The following is a 20,504-nucleotide window of genomic DNA, read 5'->3' on the forward strand; positions in this document are numbered from 1 at the left end:
TCAAAACGGTACCACTCAGTATAGCATCTGCCCAAATATTTGTATATTTATTGTCAATAGATGTATGCTTCCTGGCAATAACGGGCACATTACAGGAACAATGGGCGGCGATTACGCAACAAAGGAGCTTATCGTAAATGGCGCGAAAACGTACGCTGCTTCTCCTGATCGGGTATGGGTTTGCTGCCACGCTCGCCATTTTTTACGGGCTGGTAGAACGGCACAGCTTGTTTGTCACGTTTGTTTCGTTTCATTTGGCGGTCTGTGTAGCAATCCCGCTGTTGCATGGCTGGTGGGAAAAAAGCTTGCAAGAGCATTGGCGCTTGGCGTGGGGCCTCTTTGAAAAACGAGGGGCGCTTTTCGGGATTGGGCTGGGGCTGCTGTTTTTTACAGGAATCCTGACAGGACTGTGGCTGATTTTGCAGGCGGAGGGCAGGCCGGACATCATGCGGGCCGGGCTGGAGTCATGGGGGTTGAACCGCAACTGGATCGGTTTGTTTGCGCTGTATCTGGTGGTCGTCAACTCGCTTTTGGAGGAATTGTTCTGGCGAGGCTTTGTCCTGCAGCGAATGCTGCGCTCGCTCTCCCGTGTCGTCTCCGTGTTGCTCACGAGTTTTTTTTACACGTTGTACCACCTGATTATCACGACGGCCTTGTTCGGCGTGTGGCAAGGCTTGCTGCTTACGACCGCGGTGTATGGCGCGGGCGTCATCTGGGGGTGGATGAAAGGGCTGTTTCCGTCCATCTACCCGACCTGGTTCAGTCATTTGCTGGCGGATTTGGGGTTGGCGCTGGCTGTTGTTTTCTGGATTTATTAGCGTAAAACAGACGAAGGGGGAGATCGCCATGCTGGCGCTGCACGAGGAAGTTACGCTGCGCAAGCGTCTGCTCAGCATCCTGCGGCAAAAAAACGAGCACGTCCAGCTTTACTTCGATACATACGGCTTCACGCCAACGGGACCACTGCTCGCTTATTTGCGCGCGATCAAAGGGTGGGCGAACCTCCGGCGTGCCGATTTGTGGCAGGTGGTGGAAAATGACCCGGAGCGGCAGATCGAGTGGGATGGGGGCGAGTTGATTCGTGCCACGTACGGCTTTGCGCCGAGCCAGACGGCAACCCGGCTCACAGAGGTGGAACCTCCGGCGCGCCTGTATTACGGCACGCACGCAAAGCTGGTGCAGCAAGCGCTCGCCGGGGGACTTTTGCCGATCGCAAGCGAGCACGTCCAGCTTGCTTTTCGGGCAGAAGACATCGGGATGCCGGAGGACACGCTCTGTTTGCTGACCGTTCAGGCGGCTCGGGCGCGGGCAACCGGCATCCGATTTTTCCAAGGGAGCGGAGCATTTTGGTTCAGTGAGGCGATTCCAGCGGCTTTTGTCGCGGAGTGAGCGCATCAGGTTGCGGAATCGGGATCGTTCTGTTTGCCTTGGCGGAGCTGTAGCTGGCGCTCTCGTTCTGCGAGGACGTCGCTGCGGTCGCGCAACGTGTGCTTGTTTAGCAAAAACGGATCATTCATGTCGCTGTCGCGATACTCCGGCTGATTTTGCTTGGCACAGGCCGCTTTGTACGCGGCAATCAGCTCGGCTGCCCGCATCGGCAAGGTGATGCTGCGGTAAGGCAAGCCTTGTTCAATCTCTTCCAGGCGGACTGCCAAGAGGCGCTCCAGGGCCGTGCTGTCCAAGCCGAGGCGCTCCAGCTCCGCGTGATGCTGTTTCACCAGCGCGTGGGCACTTGTGAGCATTTTGCGGGCGCCGTTTACGTTGCCGCGTCGGTGGTGGTACAGCCCGACGGCAATTTGAATCAAGCCGACCCAGACAGACTGGCGCTCCGCGGGTGGAGCGCTTTTCCAATATTCTTCCAAAATCTCGTGACACTCGAAATAGTCGCGTTCGACATGAAACTGAACCAGGTAGTCCAGATACGGCTCAGGATACATGATGGACTTCACCTCGCTCTTTTTTGTAAGAAAAAACGCCTCGACGCTTTGCGGGCAAGCGGCTGTGGCTGTTTGCCGCCAACCACAAGGTCGTGACCGTTATGTTTTCATCGGTTTGTTTATGTACTATTATAAAGCATAGAGTAGAGAAATCGAGGTGGGAAACACGATATGACAAGAGATGAACTGATGGCTGTCTTGGAAAAAAAGCGAATGACCGAAATCATAGAGCTGATTGAGGATGCCGAGCAAGGCGAACTGGAGGAGCTTGAACTGGTGGAAAGCCTGGGGCTGCTGATGGACCAGGAGCTGAACAGGGAAGTTCTTGCCCTTTTGGAGAGCCTTGGCGTTACCATCGTTTATGTGAGCGGTGACGAAGAGGACGAGGAAGACAGCGAAGACGACGAAGACGAGGATTAAGAAGAAACCAACCTAGCTCTTTGCGGCCAGGTTGGTTTTCTTGCTGATTTGCCCCTACTTTTGGGTCCAGACCCGGTTTTTGTTGCGGGTCGCGGGAAACTTTTCGCCTTTGTCCAGCTCGATAATCATCGGGTCCTGCACGCTGGCGCCGGTTTCCCCGATTTCCATGTACACTGCGTTTTTTGGCGACTTGTCGCCTTCACGAAAACGGCTTTGTTCTCCCATAGGGACACCTTCTTTCTCGCAATGTGTGATCTGCCTTAGTATGGCCGTCGCGGGGATGTTCATGCTGGCTGCCTCTATTGACGTTCGATTCAAAATTCATATACGATGGTTTCAACGATGGATGAAGAGGTGAATTCATGCTACGCCTGACCCTGCAAAAGGATTCGAATGTGTCGTACCACGAACAGCTCTACCAACAAATTGCTTCCTCGATTCGCAGCGGAGAAATTCCGCCGAATGAGCAGTTGCCGACGGTCAGGGAGCTAGCGGCACAACTGAAGGTCAATTACAACACGGTTCGCAGCGTTTATCTCCGCTTGCAGCAGGAAGGGATGGTCGATTCGCGTCAAGGGCGCGGGACCATCGTCAGCAATATTGTTAACGATCCTCTACTGACCCGCAATCCCGCGCATCTCGCTTTGCTGGCCAAAGAGACGCTGCACAAAGTAAAGGCCATGGGCTATTCCATGGATGAATTTACCCGTGTCCTCTCGTGTGTCATGCTGGAGATCAACCAGTTTCCTGTCCTGTTTTTGCGTTTCACAGAGCTGGAGCTTGCCGAGTATTTGCGCCTGGTGCAATACCATCTCCCCAGTGTCATGCTGGAGGGGCGGACCTTCGATGATTTTGCCCAGCGAGTCGAACAGGACCCGAGCTTTTTGCAGCAATACAAGGCGATCGTCACTCACCCTTCCGTTAATTTGCGCATGAAGCACCGTTTGCCGCGAGAGGCTCCGCCTGTCGTCAGCCTCGATTTTATACCCGATCCGACTACGGTCATTCCGGCCATGGAGGCGTATCCCCGCCATACAAAAGTCGGGCTGGTCTGTGCGACGATCCGCGGTGCGGCAGGAATGATAAATGACTTGTACAACGCAGGCATCACGCATCTGGATATTCGGACGATCGAAGCGAATCATCCCGACGTGTTCGACCTGATTACGAATTGTGATGTCGTCTACATATCGAAGCCCGGCTATATGGTCAGACCGCATTTGCTGACGCTGCCAAAAGTAAAGGAATACCAGGAAATTCCCGATCACCACGGAATCAATGAACTGCGCAAGATCGTGACGCAATGATTTTTTGCCTGTTATGCCCTTATTTTCTGGCGGTTTGCAGAGCTTTTTCCTTCCTGATATGTACAAAAGCCGCCGGCAGCCTGTCTGCCGGTTGTGCTGTTTTCAGGCAAGACATCCGCTGATTTTGCCGCAAGAATAGACAAGTGTACCATGCCGATGCACCTTCACCTACATACTTTGTAGATGTAACGAACAGGAGGGGGTGAGGTTCATGGGTTGCGGATGCAGAAAGTCTCATTGCAAGTGCTACTACAAGAAGTGCTGCAAGAGGAAATACTACAAAAAACATTGCTACTACAAGCCTTACTACAGAACGGAATGTAAAACTGGTCGTGGAAGCTGCGGTCACCATCACCATCACGGCGAGAGCTGCGGACACGGCGGTTACGGGTCCTCTTGGGGTGGCCACGACAGCAAATATTAATTCATCGAAAAAAAGCGCCTTTTACGGCGCTTTTTTCGTGCTATCCAGTATAAGGGCCACTATGACTGCGTCAACGGTTCGGCGCAGCCAAGTTTTCGAATTTTTTCGCAAGTTTGCGGTGCTGGCATCGTACACTACAGTAGCGAAGGGAATGGGGGAATGCAAATGAACCATCTGGTCGGAAAAGACGAGCGAATGTGGGCCATGATCGCACATTTGTCCGCGCTGATCGGCTTTCTGATCCCATTTGGCAATGTGCTGGGGCCGCTTTTGGTCTGGCTGTTCAAACGCGAAGAGGGCCCCTTTTTTGAGGAGCACGGCAAGGAAGCGCTCAATTTCAGCATCTCGGTCACGATCTACGCAGCCATTTCCAGCATCCTGCTCATTGTCTTCATCGGCGTGATTTTATTGACCGCCCTGTTCTTTTTCTGGATCGTCTTCGTCGTGATTGCCGCCGTTCGGGCCAACGAAGGGAAAACGTACCGCTATCCGCTGACGTTGCGATTTATCAAATGAGTGATTCGCCATCGAGCAGCCGCTCCTTTGGGAACGGCTTTTTTTTCGTAATTTTCCCGCAACAGGCAGGGTGAATGGTCATTCATCGCGAAAAACTAGGGAGGACAAAGAATCGGGGCGAAGGGAGTGGGAAGTCATGCTGACTGGCGTTACGGTTGTCGATTTTTCTCGTCATCTGCCTGGGCCGATCTGCACCATGCGACTCGCTGACCTGGGAGCGGAAGTCATCGAGGTGGAGGCGTTTCGCGAAGACGAGCACGCTTCGGCGGTTTTTCCCAGCCCGTCTGCGGCCAGAGAAACGGGAGCGTTTTCCTTGCGTTCGCATCGCAATCACAAGAGCATTTCGCTTAACCTGCGGACAGATGAAGGAAAGGCGCTCGCGTTTGCTCTCGCCAGACAGGCTGACGTCGTGGTGGAAAGCTACCGTCCAGGTGTCATGCGCCACCTCGGGCTTGACTACGATCGCCTGTGGGCCGCTCACCCGGCTGTCATCTACTGCTCGGTCACCGGGTACGGACAGAGCGGGGAGATGCATCAGCTCGGCGGGCACGATCTCAACGTTCAGGCGGTCAGCGGCTTTCTCTCCCTGCTGCGCGATGCTTCCGGCAAGCCAGTCCTGGCAGACATTCCTCTCTCCGATTACGCCCTGGGTCTGTACGCAAGCGAGCAAATTTGCGCGGCGCTGGTGCAGCGGGCGCGAACCGGGCGCGGCGCCTATCTGGACGTGGCCGCCGCCGACTTGCTCGCGGCGTGGGTAGGGCTGCAGGCGATTTTTACGGCTTGCCAGGCTACCGCGAGTACGAATCAGAGCAAAAAGGGGCTGTTGGCGCATCAGGTGTTTGAAACCGCCGACGGGCAGTACGTGGCGCTCGCCGCTGTGGAGGAGCGCTACTGGCTGAGCTTTTGCCGGGCGGTGGGCCGGGCTGACTGGGAGGCGTATCACCGCGGGACGATCGCGGAGCACCCCGAGGTATGGGAGGAGCTGAAAGCCTTGTTTTTATCCCGCACACAGGCGGAGTGGAACGAGCTGGGGAGCGAGGTGGATTGCTGTCTGACGGCGGTGGAGGAAATGGAAAACTGGTCGAATATTCGCTATGTGTCCGAGCGGGAAATTGCCTACACGCTTCCTTTTCTGGACAAGCGGGAGCCGACCGGCGCAGCGAAAAGCTCTCGCCCTGGCGCTTCCAACCGCAAAGCTCCTTCGTGGCATGCCGACTGCACGGCAGAGTTGCTCAGGCGAAAGCTGAACATAACGGATGAAGGCTTGCGCAAGCTCAAGCGGCAAGGCGTCATCCCGGAGTCGTCCGTATAGAAAGGAGAAGAGACAACTATGGAGCAAGAAGTCCAAGCAACCCCGCTTTTGGTGAAAAAAGAAGAGGGCGTCTGCACGATCACGCTCAATCGGCCGCGCGTGCTGAACGCGATGACGGTCGAGATGTTTGCGCTGTTGCAAACGTCGATTGCGGAGGCGGCGGATGACCCGGAGGTGGAAGTGCTCATTCTCAGAGGAGCAGGCGGCAATTTTTGCTCCGGCGCTGATTTGACCGTGCTGACGGCGCTAAGCGAAAAAGACGAAGCGGATGAGGCGCTTGCGGTCATTAACGATTTTATTGCGCGGCTGCACCAGATGCCGAAGCCGGTAATTGCCGTCGTGGAAGGGGTGGCGGTCGGAGCGGGGCTCAATCTGGCGCTGCATGCCGATTTTGTCATTGCCACGACAGATGCTGTGCTGCAGGAGCCGTTTGTCCAGATCGGACTGACTACCGACTTTGGCGGCACGTATTTGCTGCCGCAACTGGTAGGAACGGCATGGGCGAAACGGCTGGCTCTGCTCGGGGAAAAAGTTTCCGGGCAAACAGCCGAGCAGATTGGCTTGATCTATCGTGCGGTTGAGCCAGCGCTCATCGAGCAGGAGGTGGAAGCGCTGGTGGCTGCCGTGCGGCGCTTGCCGCGACAGGCGTATGCCGTTACGAAAGAAGGGCTGGGACGGTGCCAGTTTAACGGGCTGGAGTACGCGCTCGCCTGGGAAAAGCAGCAGCAGCCGTCCTTGATCGCCCATCCTGCGTTTCAATCGCTGGTACGTGCCAAAATGAAACGGACGTAAAAACGCTACAGCGCTACTTCGGCAAAGGGATGTTCAGCTCGTGAATGCGCTGGCCGGATTCCGCGCTTTCCTCGAACAAGGTAAGGACAGGGGCTTTCAGCTTGGCGGCGTCGAGACTCAGGTTGATGGCGAACGTGCCCCATTCGGGTGCCCCTTGGCTGGCTGTGACAAAGCTGTCGGCCAGCGTGTTGCCTTCGTCTGTCACGACAAAGCGCACGGTAGCTTCGAACACGCGGGCTTCGCCTTTTACGGCGTATTGGCCGGGTCCTGTTTTCGTTACGGCGATGTTGCGAAACGCTTCGTTCTCGTACTTGCTGCCTTGCTCGCCGGCAGGCTGTTCCGTGGCGCTGCTAGGCAACGGAAGTGCAGCGGCTGGCACACAGACGGAGCCGACCGCGAGAAGTGACACGATCATCAGTTTTTGGGGAAAACGCATGCGATCCCTTCCTTTTCCAGAGTGATGCTACGTTTTTAAGATGGCGTGCCAGCAACTGTTTTATGCTGGAAAAGTCGCTCGCCTCAACAATGGGAACGGGGAAGGGAAGAATATCCGTTGAGCGAGAGTGAATTGTGTGGTAAAGTAGGGATATCAAGATCCTGCGATGTACGTAAGACCGTAAATGTTTCTAACCTTATACGTGTTTTTCGGGAGACGGAAATTTGCGTTGGATGTCAGGCCCACCTCCCTTTTGGGGATGCATGGGAAGGCTGAAGGGCAGAAGGGTCACCCACCTGTGTGAGCGCAGGTTATAGAAACATGAGGTCAACGGCAGAGCGGGGACTTGGCAGCATGCAAAAGCAAAGATTGGCCGATAGCATGAAAAAACCACTTGGAGACTTCCAGGTGGTTTTTCTATGTTTGGGGTGCGGAGCGAGACGACGTGCAGGACGTTGTTCGTCTCAATGGGTCGTTTTGTTTTGCTTGCCGGAACCGTGTCCCTGGCCCTGGCTTTGTCTGCGCCCCGAATCCTGGCCGTCCTGCTGGTCGTTGTTTATGATCGTCAGGCTTTGCTCCAGCGATTGCGAATCTTGGGCGTCCTGCAGAATTTGGTACATTTGCAAAAAGTTCGCTTTTTGACCTTCCGGAATCCCTTTGATGCGGACGGTCAATTCTTGTGGACCGCTTTGCTGTCCTTGCCCCTGTCCGCCTTGGCTGCTCTGCCCGCTTCCTTCGCCGGAGGTTGGCTGCTCGTCAAGAAAACTGAGGAACATGGAGTCGCTGTCCTGAAAATCTTGCCCGCCGCCACTCGATTGCTGCCCGCCGCCGTTCTGTCCACCGCTGCTTTGTCCGCCTTGTCCGCCGTTTTGCTGCTCAAACAATACGCTGAACTCGTTTAGATCAGTCTGGATGATGCCGATGACGTTCATCCTGATCCTCCTTCCAAAATTGAAAATGGGCTGGAATCCTGTTTCTTGCCAAAGGAGCGTGCAACAAGCCCTTCACCACTGCGATGGCAAATGCCGTAAACACCAAGCTCGATCATCAGTAAGGCTGGCCAGGCAGGACACGGCGCGGACCAAAAAGGCGAACACGAACCAAAACAGTCAGTCGTGCAAGCAAACTATGGTTGCGGGGCGAAGCAGGATAAGGAGCAGCAAGCAGCACGAAAGGCAAGCAAGCGGGTCATGCTTGCCTTTGATGCAACCGGAGGTGACGTTTTCGACCGCCAACGCCCGGCGAAACAATGCGTCCGTTTTCGTTAGCGTAGGCAGGCTGATTCAAAAACGAGGACACCCATCCATGCTCTTAGTATGAGCTTAGGGAGTTTCGCTATGCGTAGGGGAAGCGTTCGCTTTCAGGCGGCGAACGAGCGCTTCATCCGGGGTGACGTACAACGTGCGCTGCTGCTCGTAAATGACGTAGCCTGGCTTGGCGCCGCTCGGCTTTTTGACGTGCCGAATCAAGGTGTAGTCGACAGGAATCTGGCTGCCTTCTTTGGCGCGGCTGAAATAGGCGGCCAGGTTGGCGGCTTCGAGCAAGGTTTGATCGGAAAACTCGCGGGCGCGGATGACGACGTGGGAGCCGGGAATGTCTTTTGTATGCAGCCACGTTTCATGCGCAAAAGCCAGCTTGTTTGTCAAAAACTCGTTTTGCTTGTTGTTTTTTCCGACCAAAATTTCGGTGCCGTCTGACGAGACGTACCGTTCCAGCTCGGGGCGCGTATCCTTTTTCTTGCGCGGTCCGCGCTTTTTCCGGTCGCGCATGTAGCCTTGCTCGACCAGCTCTTCGCGAATTTCTTCCGCTTCCTTCAGGCTGGCGTGGCCGAGTTGGACCAAAAGGCCGTCCAGGTAAAGAATTTCCGCTTTGGCTTGCTCGATCTGCTCGCTGACGATTTGCAGGCTGTTTTTCGCTTTGTTGTACCGTTTGTAATAGGCCTGCAAATTTTCCGAAGGAGTCTTCAACGGGTCCAGCGGGATGGTGATGGTGCTGCCAGCCTCGTCGTACCAGTTGACGGTGACCAGTTCGGTGTCGCCGCGCTTCATCTGATGCATGTTGGCGGTAATCAGCTCGCCGTACAGGCGGAACAAATCGGCGTCGTGCGCCTCCTGTAGCGTTTGCTCCAGTTTCTCGATCTTCTTTTCGTTTTTGTTGCGCTCGGCCGTGACGAAGCGAATCAGGTCGTGGGCGCGTTGCTTGACCGTATCGCGCAGAGCTTTGCCCTCGTAAAATGCCTGCAGGCAGGCTTGCACGGAAGGATACGGCGTGGCGGTGCCATCGCCGCCATCGGTCAGGTGCGTCAGCTCGACGACGTGAAAATACGCTTTGTCGGGGCGTTCCACAATCGCAGGCGCGTAGTTGTGCGCCTTGACCGCTTCCATGACCGAGGAAAAAGCTTGCCACAGCGTGTCGCGATTGGCCAGCTTTGCCCGGTGGACGATTTCTTTTGCCAAAAGCGGGCTGATGCCCATGTAGCGGTCGACGATTTGCTTGTCCAGCCGCCCGCTGTTCCAATCGATGGAGGAAATGAACGCCTGCTCGGTGACGGTGAGCGGATCGTGTTTGTCCTGGCTCGGCGGGGAGACGTACGGACGTCCAGGGGTGACTTGCCTGTATTGGCTGATCGCCAGCGTCACGTGCATGGCACTGTCGAGAATCGTTCCCGTTGCCGGATCGACGAGAATAATGTTGCTGTGCTTGCCCATGATTTCCATGATAATGCGGCGGAGCGCCGTGTCTCCCAGCTCGTCGCGGGTACGGATATCCATGTGGATGATCCGCTCCATGCCGATCTGTTCGATCGATTCGATCAGCCCGCCTTCACAATGCTTGCGCAGCAGCATGCAAAACATCGGAGCTTCCAGCGGATTCGTAAACTCTTCGGTCGTAAGGTGAATCCGGGGGTACGTCGGATTGGCAGACAGCAAGAGCTTGACTGTTTCTCCCGGCGTGCGTACTTGCATGACAATATCGCTGTGGTGCGGCTGGTGAATCTTGGAGATGCGACCGCCGACACATTTATGTAACTCCCGCGCGACGGCACGGGTTACTACGCCATCAAATGCCACAATCACTCACCTCAATCGTTAAAAATGCCTGGAACGTAAAAAAAGATGCCAGAAATGGTTGCCAGTCACAGTGTAGCACAAAGCGGGGGAGGGAGGAATCTTGTTGTCGCCCTGCGGCTTCGGTTGACACTGCCAAGAGTTGTCTCCTATAATAAATTAACGATTTTGCGTCTGTGGAAGTGAAAACGATGGTTCGGAGCATGACAGGTTATGGACGGAAAGAGGATAGCAGGGGCGCTGTGCGGTTGACGGTGGAGATTCGCGCCGTCAATCATCGGTATTCCGAGATACAGGTACGCCTGCCAAAAGCTTGGAGCATGCTGGAGGACCAGGTGCGCAAGCTGGTGAGCCGGTACGTCCGCAGAGGTCGTGTCGATGTGACCATTGCGATGGACGGGAAAAGTCAGACGGCTTCCGCTGTCGAGATCGACTGGCAGGTGGCCGGGCAGCTCGTCTCGCTGTCGCGCACGATGGCTGAGCGCTTTTCGTTGCAGGAGCCGCTTGGCGTCAAGGAGCTTTTGCTCTTCCCTGGCGTGTTACATACAAAGGAAATGACAGAAGACAGCGACGAAGCGGCCGAATGGCTGCTGGATCAGGTCAAGGCTGCAGCGATCGATTTGCTCTCCATGAAAGAGGCGGAGGGCAAGCAACTGTACGCTGATTTATCCGGACGGCTCGAACAGATTGAAGCGTGGGTCAAACAGCTTCAGCAATTGGCTCCTGTGGGAATCGAGGAGTACCAGACCCGTCTTCGCCAGCGATTGAACGAATGGGCCAGCCAGGCTCCTTTTGAATTGGACCTTGCGCGCGTGGCTCAGGAGGTTGCTTTTTTCGCTGACAAGAGCGATATCAGTGAGGAGATTACCCGCCTGGAAAGCCATTGTCTCCAGTTTGCCAAACAGTTGGAAGCAAGCGAAGCGATCGGGCGAAAGCTGGATTTTTTGCTCCAGGAAATGAACCGGGAAGCCAATACTATCGCTTCCAAGGCGAATTATTTGCCCATTTCCCACCTCGCTGTGGAAATCAAGACGGAACTGGAGAAAATGAGAGAGCAAGTACAGAACGTCGAGTAGCATGAAAGGATGGGCTGGGCCGTTATGGCAATCAAGCTAATCAATATCGGATTTGGCAATATTGTGAATGCCAACCGCATTATTTCCATTGTAAGTCCGGAATCTGCTCCGATCAAACGGATCATTCAGGAAGCGCGCGATCGCAACATGCTCGTCGACGCTACCTATGGACGCCGGACGCGTGCTGTGATTATTACAGATAGCGATCACGTCATCTTGTCAGCGGTACAGCCGGAAACAGTGGCGCAGCGCCTCTCGACGAAGGACGACGAATCGGACGAATAAAGTAGGAGTGTAAACAATGAGCATGGTTGATCGCGGTCTCCTTTTGATTCTCTCCGGACCTGCGGGAGTGGGGAAAGGCACGGTATGCAAGGCCCTTCGGGAAAGAATGCCCGAGCTGGTGTATTCCGTATCGGCTACCACACGTTCTCCGCGCCCGGGCGAGGTGGAAGGAGTTAATTACTTTTTCAAGACAAAGGAAGAGTTCCAGCAAATGATTGAGCAGGACGCTCTTCTGGAATGGGCAGAATACGTAGGAAACTTCTACGGCACGCCCCGCCAGTTTGTGGATGAAATGCTGAACGAAGGGCGCGACGTGATCCTGGAGATCGAAGTCCAGGGCGCGCTGCAAGTAAAACAGCGATTTCCGCAAGGGACGTTCCTGTTCCTGGCCCCGCCTGATCTGAACGAGCTGGAAAACCGGATCGTGGGACGGGGAACGGAGACGGAGGATGTGATCCGCAAGCGGATGGAAGTCGCCCGAGCCGAAATCGAGCTGATGGATCATTACGATTACGTAGTGGTCAACGATGTGATCGAATCAGCCTGCGATCGCATTCAGGCGATTATTACAGCCGAGCACCTGAAAAAAGATCGTCAGGTTCACAAATATCGCAAATGGTTGAAGGAGGTTGAATAGTTTTATGTTGTATCCATCTATCGACGAATTGACCGCAAAAGCGGAAAGCAAGTACATCCTGGTGACCGTAGCTTCCAAGCGCGCCCGCCAATTGCGTGAAAACAGCGAAATGCAGGTAGTCAAACCAAAATCCAAAAAGTTTGTAGGCGTCGCGCTGGAAGAGTTTATCTCCGACGAGCTGGTGCACGAGTTTTTGGACGGACGTAAATAAGAGCTTGCTTTGAAAAAACAACCTGTATGCAGGTTGTTTTTTTGTGGGCATTTGTTTGAATATTATATTTCAGTATTTTTAAGGCGAGTGCCAGCTTGGCGCTTTCTTGGAAATTTAATTGTATATAAAATGGAAATAATAATGAATATATGTTATATTATTCCATGTAAATATTTTCTGAATGGAGTGGTTAATTGTGAAAAAAGTAGTTTCATTGGTTGTTGCCGTCTCATTAGCCACAACGCCCTTCACATATGTCGGCAACAGCACAGCACATGCACAAACAAGGAATGCAAACGTCAATCAAGCAGTGGACGTAGGAGAGCTTCAATTGATTTTCGATGCTATTGAACAATACCAAAACTATTATTCCGTAGACAAAAATGGATATCACCTAAACGAAGAAGCAAGTCAGATAATCCCTGAGAAAACTTATAAGCTGCTAAAAGAAACCTTTGATAAAACTAACGAAATTTTTAAAACAAAACAGATCAATAGAATTGGAAAAAGAGTAAAAGGAGGGGAAATAACAAGTGCTGAAGGTTTTTCAACATATGCTGTAGATGAAGGATACACATACTATGGAAAAGATTCTGATACTTATTACTATGTAGGACCAAACTGGGATGTTGGGAATTGGCTCTACATAAGCGATGATGATACTAGATGGCTCGCGAATGTATTGGTTGGGGTAACTCTTGCGACGACTGTAGCAGGGATCATTTTGTCGCTTTTCCCAGCGACGAAAGGCTTGGCCGTGTCTTCGGCTATTATTGCTGCCATTACGGGTGCGGGCGCAGCGTATATCGCTAATGTCAACAAAGGGTACGGCATCGTAGTAAGGGCATATAGCGGTGGAGTAACCTTAAAAGCACGGAAATATTAAAAACGAGGAAGTGGGTAAAAATTACTGTCTATTATCCTTACCTCATATCGCTTCTGATTGTTGTATCGTGCGGAGTTAGCTACTTTCAAAAAAATTCCAAAATCATGCAACTGAATATCGGTTTATTAGCCTTATATCCATACCTGATCAATCAGGACTATTGGGTCGCGAGTTTGGTCCTGCTGCTTATAGCTTATATTGTGGCAATGGTGAAAAGGAAAAATGAATAACGAATCGTCTGATCTTAAAAATATAGAAAAGTTCGTCATAAGGACGAGCTTTTTCTTTTTGATATAGAGATAAACCACTGAAATCATAGCGAACCGTTTTCTAGGTTACTCGTGAAAAGGGGAGGTTTTTTTATCGAAAATGGCAAATAGCGCCCCTGCTCTATGAGACCATCCATCCTAGACGAGCGAATTGCGAATGCTAGAAAGTCTTGATATCCCAACATCGAAAAGACTATAGTGTAAATAGCTATAGACCAATGACAACCTGTATGCAGGTTGTTTTTTTCGGATAGGGAAGAAAGGGGAGTTACAGATGGATTCGCTCGCAGAAAAACGAATTGTGCTCGGCGTCTGTGGCGGGATTGCGGCCTACAAGGCGGCTGCGCTCACAAGCAAGCTGACGCAGGCCGGCGCACAGGTGCATGTCATCCTGACGGAAAATGCGATGAAATTCGTTCAGCCAGTGACGTTCCAGGCATTGTCTCATCAGCCTGTCTACACGGATACATTTTCGGAGCCAGACCCGCACGTCATCAGCCACATCGACCTGGCGGACAAGGCCGATCTTGTGCTGATTGCTCCCGCGACGGCCAATGTCATCGGCAAAATCGCAAACGGCATCGCGGACGACATGCTGACGACGACGTTGCTTGCGACGAAAGCTCCGGTGATGATCGCGCCTGCGATGAATGTGAACATGTACGAGCATCCGGCGGTTGCGGCCAATATGGAAAAGCTGGCGTCGTTTGGCTATCGGTTTGTGGAGCCGGGGGTCGGGCTGCTCGCATGTGGCTGGGTTGGCAAAGGGCGTCTGGCCGAGCCGGAGGAAATCGTCGAAGCGGTGCAGAGCTGGTTTAGGCAACAAGCTGCACGAGACACGCAAGCAGCAGCGAAGCAAGACTTGCTGGACAAGCACGTACTCGTCACAGCCGGACCGACGCGGGAAAAAATTGATCCGGTTCGCTATATCACCAACCACGCATCGGGCAAAATGGGCTACGCTATTGCGGAGGCAGCGCGTGACAGAGGGGCGCGCGTGACGTTGATTAGCGGCCCGACCGCGCTGCCACGGCCAGAGGGCGTCGCGTTCGTCGCCGTCGAATCAGTACAGGAGATGTTCGATGCCGTCATGGAGCATTTGCCACAGAGCGATATCGTCGTGAAGTCGGCTGCTGTGTCCGACTATCGGCCGAAAACAGTGCAGGCGCATAAAATGAAAAAAGGCGACGGCCCCTTCGTGCTGGAGCTGGACAAAGCGCCTGATATTTTAAAAACAATCGGCGAGCGCAAAACGAAGCAGTTTGTCGTCGGGTTTGCTGCCGAGACGCAAGATGTGCTGCTGCATGCGCAGTCGAAGCTGGAACGCAAAAACCTCGATATGATCGTAGCCAACAACGTCCTCCTGGAAGGCGCAGGGATGGGCAGCGATACGAACATCGTCACTCTTTTGACGCGGGACGGCGAGCAATTGGCGCTGGAAAAACTGAGCAAGCGGGCTGTGGCCGACAAGCTGTTTGATGCCGTGCTGTTGAAGCTGCAGCAAAAGCCGCTGTCTGAACTGTCATGATCGCCCAGGTGATTGTGGACGTACCGGTCAATCGAACGAATCGCCCGTTTGACTACAAGGTACCGTCCTGGCTAAGCCCGTTGATCCGCGTGGGCAGCAGGGTCATCGTCCCGTTTGGCCCGCGCAAGCTGCAAGGCTACGTGATCGGGATCGTGGAGCAGGCGGAGGGGGAAATCGCGTCGGCGCGCTTGAAGGACGTCGAGCAGGTGCTGGACGATACGCCTCCGCTCACGCCAGAGTTGCTGGAGCTTGGTGAGTGGATGTCCCGCCAATACTTGTGCCCGTGGGTGACAGCCGTCCAGGCGATGATTCCGGCTGTCTTGAAAGGCAAGTCGGAAAAATGGCTGGTCGCGACAGAGGCGCTGGAGGCAGAAACGTGCGGCAACTCGGGGCTATTGTGGGAACTGGCGCGCAAACGGCAAATGCCGCTCGCAGAGGTGGAAAAGCAGTTTCCCGACGAGTACTTGCTCGTGCCGGGCTGGATATCGAGCGGCTTGTTGGCGACGGAATACCAGGTCACCGACCGGATTACGCGCAAGCAGCAATCGTTTGTGCGCAGCCTGTTGAGCGGGCCTGAGCTGGCAGAAGCAATCCGGTCCTTGCCAGCGCGGGCAGAGCAGATGAAAAGGGCGCTCGAACTGTTCCAGATGCATGAAGGCCAGTCTTTGTCCACCCAGATGCTGCAGGCGGAGTACGGAATCAGCCGTGCGTCGCTGAAGAGTCTGGAAAAAAAAGGATTCGTCGCCATCGAGCAGGTGGAAGTGTACCGCGATCCGTATGCCAATCGCCGCTTTTCCGACAAGCCGAAGCCTGACTTTACCCCGCTTCAGCAACAAGTTTTGGCACCAATTTTGCAATCTATAAAAATGGGCACGTACGCCTCGTACTTGCTGCATGGCGTAACAGGCAGCGGCAAGACAGAAGTGTATCTGGAAGCGATCGAACAGACGCTGGCAAAAGGGCGCGAGGCGATTTTTCTCGTGCCGGAAATTTCTTTGACGCCGCAAATGGTGGAGCGGTTCAAGGCGCGGTTTGGCGCCGATGTCGCCGTCCTGCACAGCGCCTTGTCGCAGGGAGAGCGCTACGACGAGTGGCGCAAAATTATTCGCAACCAGGTAAAAGTCGTAGTCGGGGCGCGCTCGGCTATTTTCGCTCCTTTTCGCAATGTCGGCTTGATCGTGATCGACGAAGAGCATGAAAGCTCCTACAAGCAAGAAGAGACGCCGCGATATCACGCGCGGGAAGTCGCCCTCTGGCGAGCGAAAAGAAACGACGCCGTCCTGCTGATGGGGAGCGCGACGCCCGCCTTGGAGACGTACGCCTTGGCTACGCGCGGCAGATACGAGTTGCTGGAAATGCCCGAACGGGTAGGCAATCGCCCGATGCCGCAGGTGCACGTCGTCGATATGCGCGAGGAGCTGCATGCGGAAAATCGCTCCATGTTCAGCCGCAAGCTGCACGAAATGATTGCCGATCGGCTGCAAAAAGGCGAGCAGATGGTCATTTTCCTGAATCGGCGCGGCTTTTCCACGTTTGTCATGTGCCGTTCGTGCGGCTATACGATGCGCTGCATTCATTGCGACATTTCGTTGACCTACCATAAAACGAACCATACGGCGCGCTGCCATTACTGCGGCTACACGATCGCCCAGCCTGCGCACTGCCCGGAATGCCAGAGCGAGCATATCCGCTTTTTCGGCACGGGGACGCAAAAGGTGGAGGCGGAGCTGGCGAAGCTGTTTCCCGGCATCCGCGTGATCCGGATGGACGTGGATACGACGTCGCGCAAAGGCGCGCATGAAGAGTTGCTGAACAAATTCCGCAACGGGCAGGGCGACGTGCTGCTCGGGACGCAAATGATCGCCAAAGGGCTCGATTTTCCGCGAGTGACGCTGGCGGGCATTATCGCAGCGGACAGCTCGCTGCATTTGCCTGATTTTCGCGCGGCGGAAAAGACGTTCCAACTGCTCACGCAGGTCGGAGGACGCGCGGGGCGGCATGAGCTGGCGGGAGATGTCGTCATCCAGACGTACACGCCCGAGCACTACAGCATCGTTCACGCCACGCGGCACGACTATCCGGCGTTCTACCGGGATGAAATGCTGCAACGCAGGCGCACAGGGTATCCGCCGTATTTCCGGCTGGTGCTCATCACGTTCAGCCACGAAGATGTGCCTGTCGTCATTCGCGGCGCGCATACGATGGCGGACTTTTTGCGGCCGCGGCTCGCCCAGACGACAATCGTGCTCGGGCCAGTCGCATCGCCTATTGCGCGCGTGAAGGATAGATTTCGCTTTCAGATCATGCTAAAATATCGGGATGAACCGCAACTGTCTGACCTGCTTGCCCAGGCGACGGCGGCATTTGAAGAGTGGAACAAACAGCAGAAAGTATTGATGACGATTGACGTCGATCCGTACGTGCTGCTTTAGGGAGGATATGATTCACATGGCAATTCGCACAATTGTAAAACATCCAGATCCGATTTTGCGTGAAAAGGCAATGAAGGTGACCAAGTTCAACTCCAACCTGCACAAGCTGTTGGACGATATGGCTGACACGATGTACGATGCAGAGGGCGTAGGCTTGGCTGCACCGCAGGTAGGCATCTCCAAGCGCGTGATTGTCATGGATTGCGGCGACGGGCTGATCGAAATCGTCAACCCGGAAATCGTCGACCACAAAGGCGAGCAGTTTGACTATCCGGAAGGCTGCCTGAGCATCCCGGGGCTGCGCGGAGATGTTCGCCGCCACCAATGGATCAAGCTGCGCGGACAGGATCGCTTTGGCAACGAAATCGAGCTGGAGGCCGAAGACCTGTTGTCCCGCTGCGCCCAGCATGAAATCGATCACCTGAATGGCGTGCTGTTCATCGACGTAGCCGACAAGGTCTATCAGGTGAACCCGGAAGAGGAAGGGGAATAACCGATTTGAAAGATGCTCGCATCCTGTTTATGGGTACGCCTGACTTCGCGGTTTCGAGCCTCGACGCGCTCATCGAAGCAGGCTATAACGTGATTGGAGTCGTGACACAACCGGATCGTCCCGTAGGACGCAAGCAAGTGTTGACGCCGCCCCCCGTCAAGGAGGCGGCTTTGCGTCATGGACTTGCTGTTTTGCAGCCGGAAAAAATCAAGGCAGAAGAAGCGCTGGAAGAAGTGCTGGCGCTGTCTCCCGACCTGATCGTGACAGCGGCTTACGGGCAAATTTTGCCCAAGCGGCTCTTGGATGCGCCGCCGTTTGGCTGCATCAATGTGCACGCCTCGCTTTTGCCGAAATATCGCGGCGGTGCGCCGATCCACAAAGCAATCGTCGACGGGGAAGCCGAATCGGGCGTGACGATCATGTACATGGTAGAGGCGCTGGACGCAGGGGACATGCTGTCCAAAGTCGTCGTGCCGATCGAGGAACGCGACACGGTCGGACTTTTGCATGACAAGCTGGCGGTCGCTGGCTCCCGGCTTTTGCTTGAGACGGTGCCTCGGCTGCTGGCAGGGGAGATTCAGCCGGAAGCGCAAGATCACTCGGCTGCGACATTTGCGCCGAATATCAAGCGGGCTGACGAAAAAATTGACTGGACGAAATCCGCCGCGCAAATCTACAACCAGGTACGCGGACTGAACCCATGGCCTGTCGCCTTCACGACATACGAAGGCAAAGTGTGGAAGCTGTGGTGGGTGGAAAAATGGCCCGAAGCTGGCAGCAAAAAAGCGCCGGGAACGATTATCGCCCGCGAGGAAGACGGCCTGGTCGTCGCGTGCGGCAGCGGGGCGGTCAAAATAACCGAATTGCAGCCGGAAGGCAAAAAACGGATGAGCGCTCTCGACTTTTTGCGCGGAGCGGGCAGCAGCATCGAAATCGGCACGAAGGTAGGAGAATAGCCCGTGGCAAAAAAGGGAGCGCGTGATATTGCGCTAGATGTATTGAACAGAGTCGAGGAACACAAATCGTACAGCAATCTGGAGTTGCGAGGCGTTCTGGACCGCGCGCAGCTCAGCGCGGCAGATACGGGGCTGGTGACAGAACTGGTGTACGGCACGATCCAGCGGAAGCTCACGCTCGATCACGTCCTGTCCCACTTTGTCGGGAACAAAAAGCTGCAGACGTGGGTGCGCAACCTGCTGCGGCTCAGCCTGTACCAAATCCGCTTTCTGGACCGTATCCCTGAGCGCGCAGCCGTTCACGAGGCGGTGGAAATGGCGAAGCGCCGAGGTCACCAAGGGATTGCTTCGATGGTCAACGGCGTCCTGCGCAACGTCTTGCGCCAGCCGGATGTGTGGGAGCGTCTGCCAAAAGGTGACCGCGCCACGCAGATCGCAGTAGAGCATTCCCATCCGGAATGGCTCGTTCGGCAATGGCTTACGGTGTACGGCGAAGCGACGACGATCGCGATCTGCGAAGCCAACAACCGCCATCCGCACAGCTCCATTCGCGTCAATTCGCTGAAAACAAGCGCGAGCGAATTGCTGGACAAGCTCGCGGCAGAAGAAACGGCGGCGAGGCAGTCGGCGCTCAGCCCGCAAGCGATTTTGGTAGAGGGTGGGCACGCGGCCGGCTCGCGCCTGTTTCGCGAAGGCTACTTTACGATTCAAGACGAAAGTTCCATGCTGGTAGCGCCTGCGCTTGCCGCCAAGCCAGGCATGCGCGTCCTCGACGCCTGCGCGGCTCCCGGCGGGAAAACGACGCATATCGCGGAGCTGATGGAAAATCGCGGGCACATCGTCGCGTGCGACCTTCACCCGCACAAGCGCGACCTGATTGCGCAAACGGCAAAGCGGCTCGGCATCTCCATCATCGAGCCGATCACGAGCGATGCGCTCGATTTGCCAGACAGAGGCTTGGGGACGTTCGACCGGATTTTGCTCGACGCGCCGTGCTCGGGCTTCGGCGTCATCCGGCGCAAGCCAGACTTGAAATGGAACAAAACGCCAGAGGATGTTCGCGCGATTGCCCAGTTGCAGTACGAACTGCTCAAGGCGCTGGCGCCGATGCTTGCGGCAGATGGCGTTCTCGTGTACAGCACGTGCACGATTGAGCCGGAGGAAAATCAGAAGATCGTTCAGCGCTTCGTCAAGGAGCACCCGGAGTTTGTCCTGGACGAGACGCTTGCGCACGACTTGCCAGAGGCCGCTCGGGCGCATGTGGACGAGACAGGGGCATGCGTGCAGATTTTGCCGCATCATTTTGAGAGTGATGGCTTCTTTATCGCGCGTCTGAAACGAAAAAGATAGCAAGAGAGGGGTGGCGCGCCAACTGCGAAAAATGCCACTCCTTTGCCTTTGTTTGCGCTTCTGCAGATTGGTTTACACTAGGAAAAGGGATGCATTTCTGAAATGGATGCCAAAACCGTTTGAAGCGCGACGCGAGGCGAGGTACAATGATAGAATGACGATTTGTGCA

Annotated in this window: 22 protein-coding genes and 1 other RNA gene; 18 read left to right on the top strand and 5 right to left on the bottom strand. The window is 54.9% G+C overall.

The genetic code is table 11. From position 1 onward, the window contains the following. Window positions 1-137 precede the first annotated feature (137 nt). Complete coding sequence (locus tag M655_RS10875) at window positions 138-818, top strand: CPBP family intramembrane glutamic endopeptidase (RefSeq protein WP_026557366.1); 681 nt, start codon at window positions 138-140, stop codon at window positions 816-818. A 28-nt stretch (window positions 819-846) separates the two neighbouring features. After that, on the top strand, window positions 847-1,389 hold the full coding sequence (locus M655_RS10880) for an RNA 2'-phosphotransferase (RefSeq protein WP_005829748.1): 543 nt from the start codon (window positions 847-849) through the stop codon (window positions 1,387-1,389). Between the two features lie 5 nt (window positions 1,390-1,394). On the opposite strand, the gene M655_RS10885 is transcribed toward M655_RS10880, so the two are convergent. Next, window positions 1,395-1,937 carry a DUF309 domain-containing protein gene (locus tag M655_RS10885; RefSeq protein ID WP_005829750.1) on the bottom strand — a complete coding sequence of 181 codons (543 nt, stop codon included), beginning with the start codon at window positions 1,935-1,937 and terminating at the stop codon, window positions 1,395-1,397. A gap of 171 nt (window positions 1,938-2,108) precedes the next feature. Here M655_RS10885 and M655_RS10890 point away from each other — a divergent pair, with 171 nt between their 5' ends. Next, window positions 2,109-2,357: a hypothetical protein gene (locus M655_RS10890; protein WP_025844653.1), complete on the top strand. Its 249-nt coding sequence runs from the start codon at window positions 2,109-2,111 to the stop codon at window positions 2,355-2,357. A gap of 54 nt (window positions 2,358-2,411) precedes the next feature. Here M655_RS10890 and M655_RS10895 read toward each other — a convergent pair whose 3' ends face one another. Further along, window positions 2,412-2,582: a YjzC family protein gene (locus tag M655_RS10895; protein ID WP_005829753.1), complete on the bottom strand. Its 171-nt coding sequence runs from the start codon at window positions 2,580-2,582 to the stop codon at window positions 2,412-2,414. Window positions 2,583-2,719: 137 nt separating this feature from the next. Here M655_RS10895 and M655_RS10900 point away from each other — a divergent pair, with 137 nt between their 5' ends. The 4 genes from M655_RS10900 (at window position 2,720) to M655_RS10915 (ending at window position 6,708) form a co-directional block, all read left to right on the top strand. Beyond that, complete coding sequence (locus M655_RS10900; RefSeq protein ID WP_005829754.1) at window positions 2,720-3,664, top strand: GntR family transcriptional regulator; 945 nt, start codon at window positions 2,720-2,722, stop codon at window positions 3,662-3,664. 589 nt (window positions 3,665-4,253) lie between these two features. Beyond that, window positions 4,254-4,604 carry a DUF4870 domain-containing protein gene (locus M655_RS10905; protein WP_005829756.1) on the top strand — a complete coding sequence of 117 codons (351 nt, stop codon included), beginning with the start codon at window positions 4,254-4,256 and terminating at the stop codon, window positions 4,602-4,604. Window positions 4,605-4,740: 136 nt separating this feature from the next. Then, a complete protein-coding gene (locus M655_RS10910; protein WP_026557365.1) occupies window positions 4,741-5,916 on the top strand; it encodes a CaiB/BaiF CoA transferase family protein in 1,176 nt (391 codons plus the stop codon). 18 nt (window positions 5,917-5,934) lie between these two features. Further along, complete coding sequence (locus M655_RS10915; RefSeq protein WP_005829759.1) at window positions 5,935-6,708, top strand: enoyl-CoA hydratase/isomerase family protein; 774 nt, start codon at window positions 5,935-5,937, stop codon at window positions 6,706-6,708. A gap of 13 nt (window positions 6,709-6,721) precedes the next feature. Here the strand turns inward: M655_RS10915 and M655_RS10920 are convergent, their stop codons facing one another. Continuing rightward, on the bottom strand, window positions 6,722-7,144 hold the full coding sequence (locus tag M655_RS10920; protein ID WP_026557364.1) for a Gmad2 immunoglobulin-like domain-containing protein: 423 nt from the start codon (window positions 7,142-7,144) through the stop codon (window positions 6,722-6,724). 155 nt (window positions 7,145-7,299) lie between these two features. Between M655_RS10920 and ssrS the strand changes: the two genes are divergently transcribed. Continuing rightward, window positions 7,300-7,493, top strand: a non-coding RNA gene (gene ssrS, locus M655_RS10925) — 6S RNA. 115 nt (window positions 7,494-7,608) lie between these two features. Here ssrS and M655_RS10930 read toward each other — a convergent pair. Together M655_RS10930 and M655_RS10935 are read right to left on the bottom strand one after the other, a co-directional pair. Beyond that, window positions 7,609-8,076 (bottom strand): hypothetical protein, encoded by a 468-nt coding sequence (locus tag M655_RS10930; protein ID WP_025844644.1) that lies wholly within the window; start codon window positions 8,074-8,076, stop codon window positions 7,609-7,611. A 390-nt stretch (window positions 8,077-8,466) separates the two neighbouring features. After that, window positions 8,467-10,215, bottom strand: a complete 1,749-nt coding sequence (locus M655_RS10935) for an Rqc2 family fibronectin-binding protein (RefSeq protein ID WP_005831058.1) — start codon at window positions 10,213-10,215, stop codon at window positions 8,467-8,469. A gap of 188 nt (window positions 10,216-10,403) precedes the next feature. Between M655_RS10935 and M655_RS10940 the strand changes: the two genes are divergently transcribed. From M655_RS10940 to rsmB, 10 genes are all read left to right on the top strand, one after another. Further along, window positions 10,404-11,288, top strand: a complete 885-nt coding sequence (locus tag M655_RS10940; protein ID WP_026557363.1) for a YicC/YloC family endoribonuclease — start codon at window positions 10,404-10,406, stop codon at window positions 11,286-11,288. A gap of 24 nt (window positions 11,289-11,312) precedes the next feature. Further along, entirely contained in the window at window positions 11,313-11,573 is a 261-nt protein-coding gene (gene remA, locus M655_RS10945; RefSeq protein WP_005831055.1) for an extracellular matrix/biofilm regulator RemA, read from the top strand. A gap of 16 nt (window positions 11,574-11,589) precedes the next feature. Then, complete coding sequence (gene gmk, locus M655_RS10950) at window positions 11,590-12,210, top strand: guanylate kinase (RefSeq protein ID WP_007779210.1); 621 nt, start codon at window positions 11,590-11,592, stop codon at window positions 12,208-12,210. A 4-nt stretch (window positions 12,211-12,214) separates the two neighbouring features. Next, complete coding sequence (rpoZ, locus tag M655_RS10955) at window positions 12,215-12,421, top strand: DNA-directed RNA polymerase subunit omega (protein ID WP_005831051.1); 207 nt, start codon at window positions 12,215-12,217, stop codon at window positions 12,419-12,421. A gap of 196 nt (window positions 12,422-12,617) precedes the next feature. Continuing rightward, the gene (locus M655_RS10960) at window positions 12,618-13,307 is read left to right on the top strand and encodes a hypothetical protein (protein ID WP_026557362.1); all 690 of its coding nucleotides are present in this window, start codon (window positions 12,618-12,620) and stop codon (window positions 13,305-13,307) included. Between the two features lie 543 nt (window positions 13,308-13,850). Further along, the gene (coaBC, locus tag M655_RS10965; protein WP_005831049.1) at window positions 13,851-15,104 is read left to right on the top strand and encodes a bifunctional phosphopantothenoylcysteine decarboxylase/phosphopantothenate--cysteine ligase CoaBC; all 1,254 of its coding nucleotides are present in this window, start codon (window positions 13,851-13,853) and stop codon (window positions 15,102-15,104) included. Continuing rightward, window positions 15,101-17,536: a primosomal protein N' gene (priA, locus tag M655_RS10970; RefSeq protein ID WP_026557361.1), complete on the top strand. Its 2,436-nt coding sequence runs from the start codon at window positions 15,101-15,103 to the stop codon at window positions 17,534-17,536. Before coaBC ends, priA begins: the two co-directional genes overlap by 4 nt. A gap of 16 nt (window positions 17,537-17,552) precedes the next feature. Then, window positions 17,553-18,029: a peptide deformylase gene (gene def / locus M655_RS10975; protein WP_005831045.1), complete on the top strand. Its 477-nt coding sequence runs from the start codon at window positions 17,553-17,555 to the stop codon at window positions 18,027-18,029. A 5-nt stretch (window positions 18,030-18,034) separates the two neighbouring features. Then, window positions 18,035-18,985, top strand: coding sequence for a methionyl-tRNA formyltransferase (gene fmt / locus M655_RS10980; RefSeq protein ID WP_007779202.1), 951 nt, complete (start codon window positions 18,035-18,037; stop codon window positions 18,983-18,985). Between the two features lie 3 nt (window positions 18,986-18,988). Further along, the gene (rsmB, locus tag M655_RS10985; RefSeq protein WP_026557360.1) at window positions 18,989-20,335 is read left to right on the top strand and encodes a 16S rRNA (cytosine(967)-C(5))-methyltransferase RsmB; all 1,347 of its coding nucleotides are present in this window, start codon (window positions 18,989-18,991) and stop codon (window positions 20,333-20,335) included. Window positions 20,336-20,504 lie beyond the last annotated feature (169 nt).

Source organism: Brevibacillus sp. NSP2.1 (assembly GCF_000470975.2).
Classification (GTDB): Bacteria; Bacillota; Bacilli; order Brevibacillales; family Brevibacillaceae; genus Brevibacillus; species Brevibacillus agri.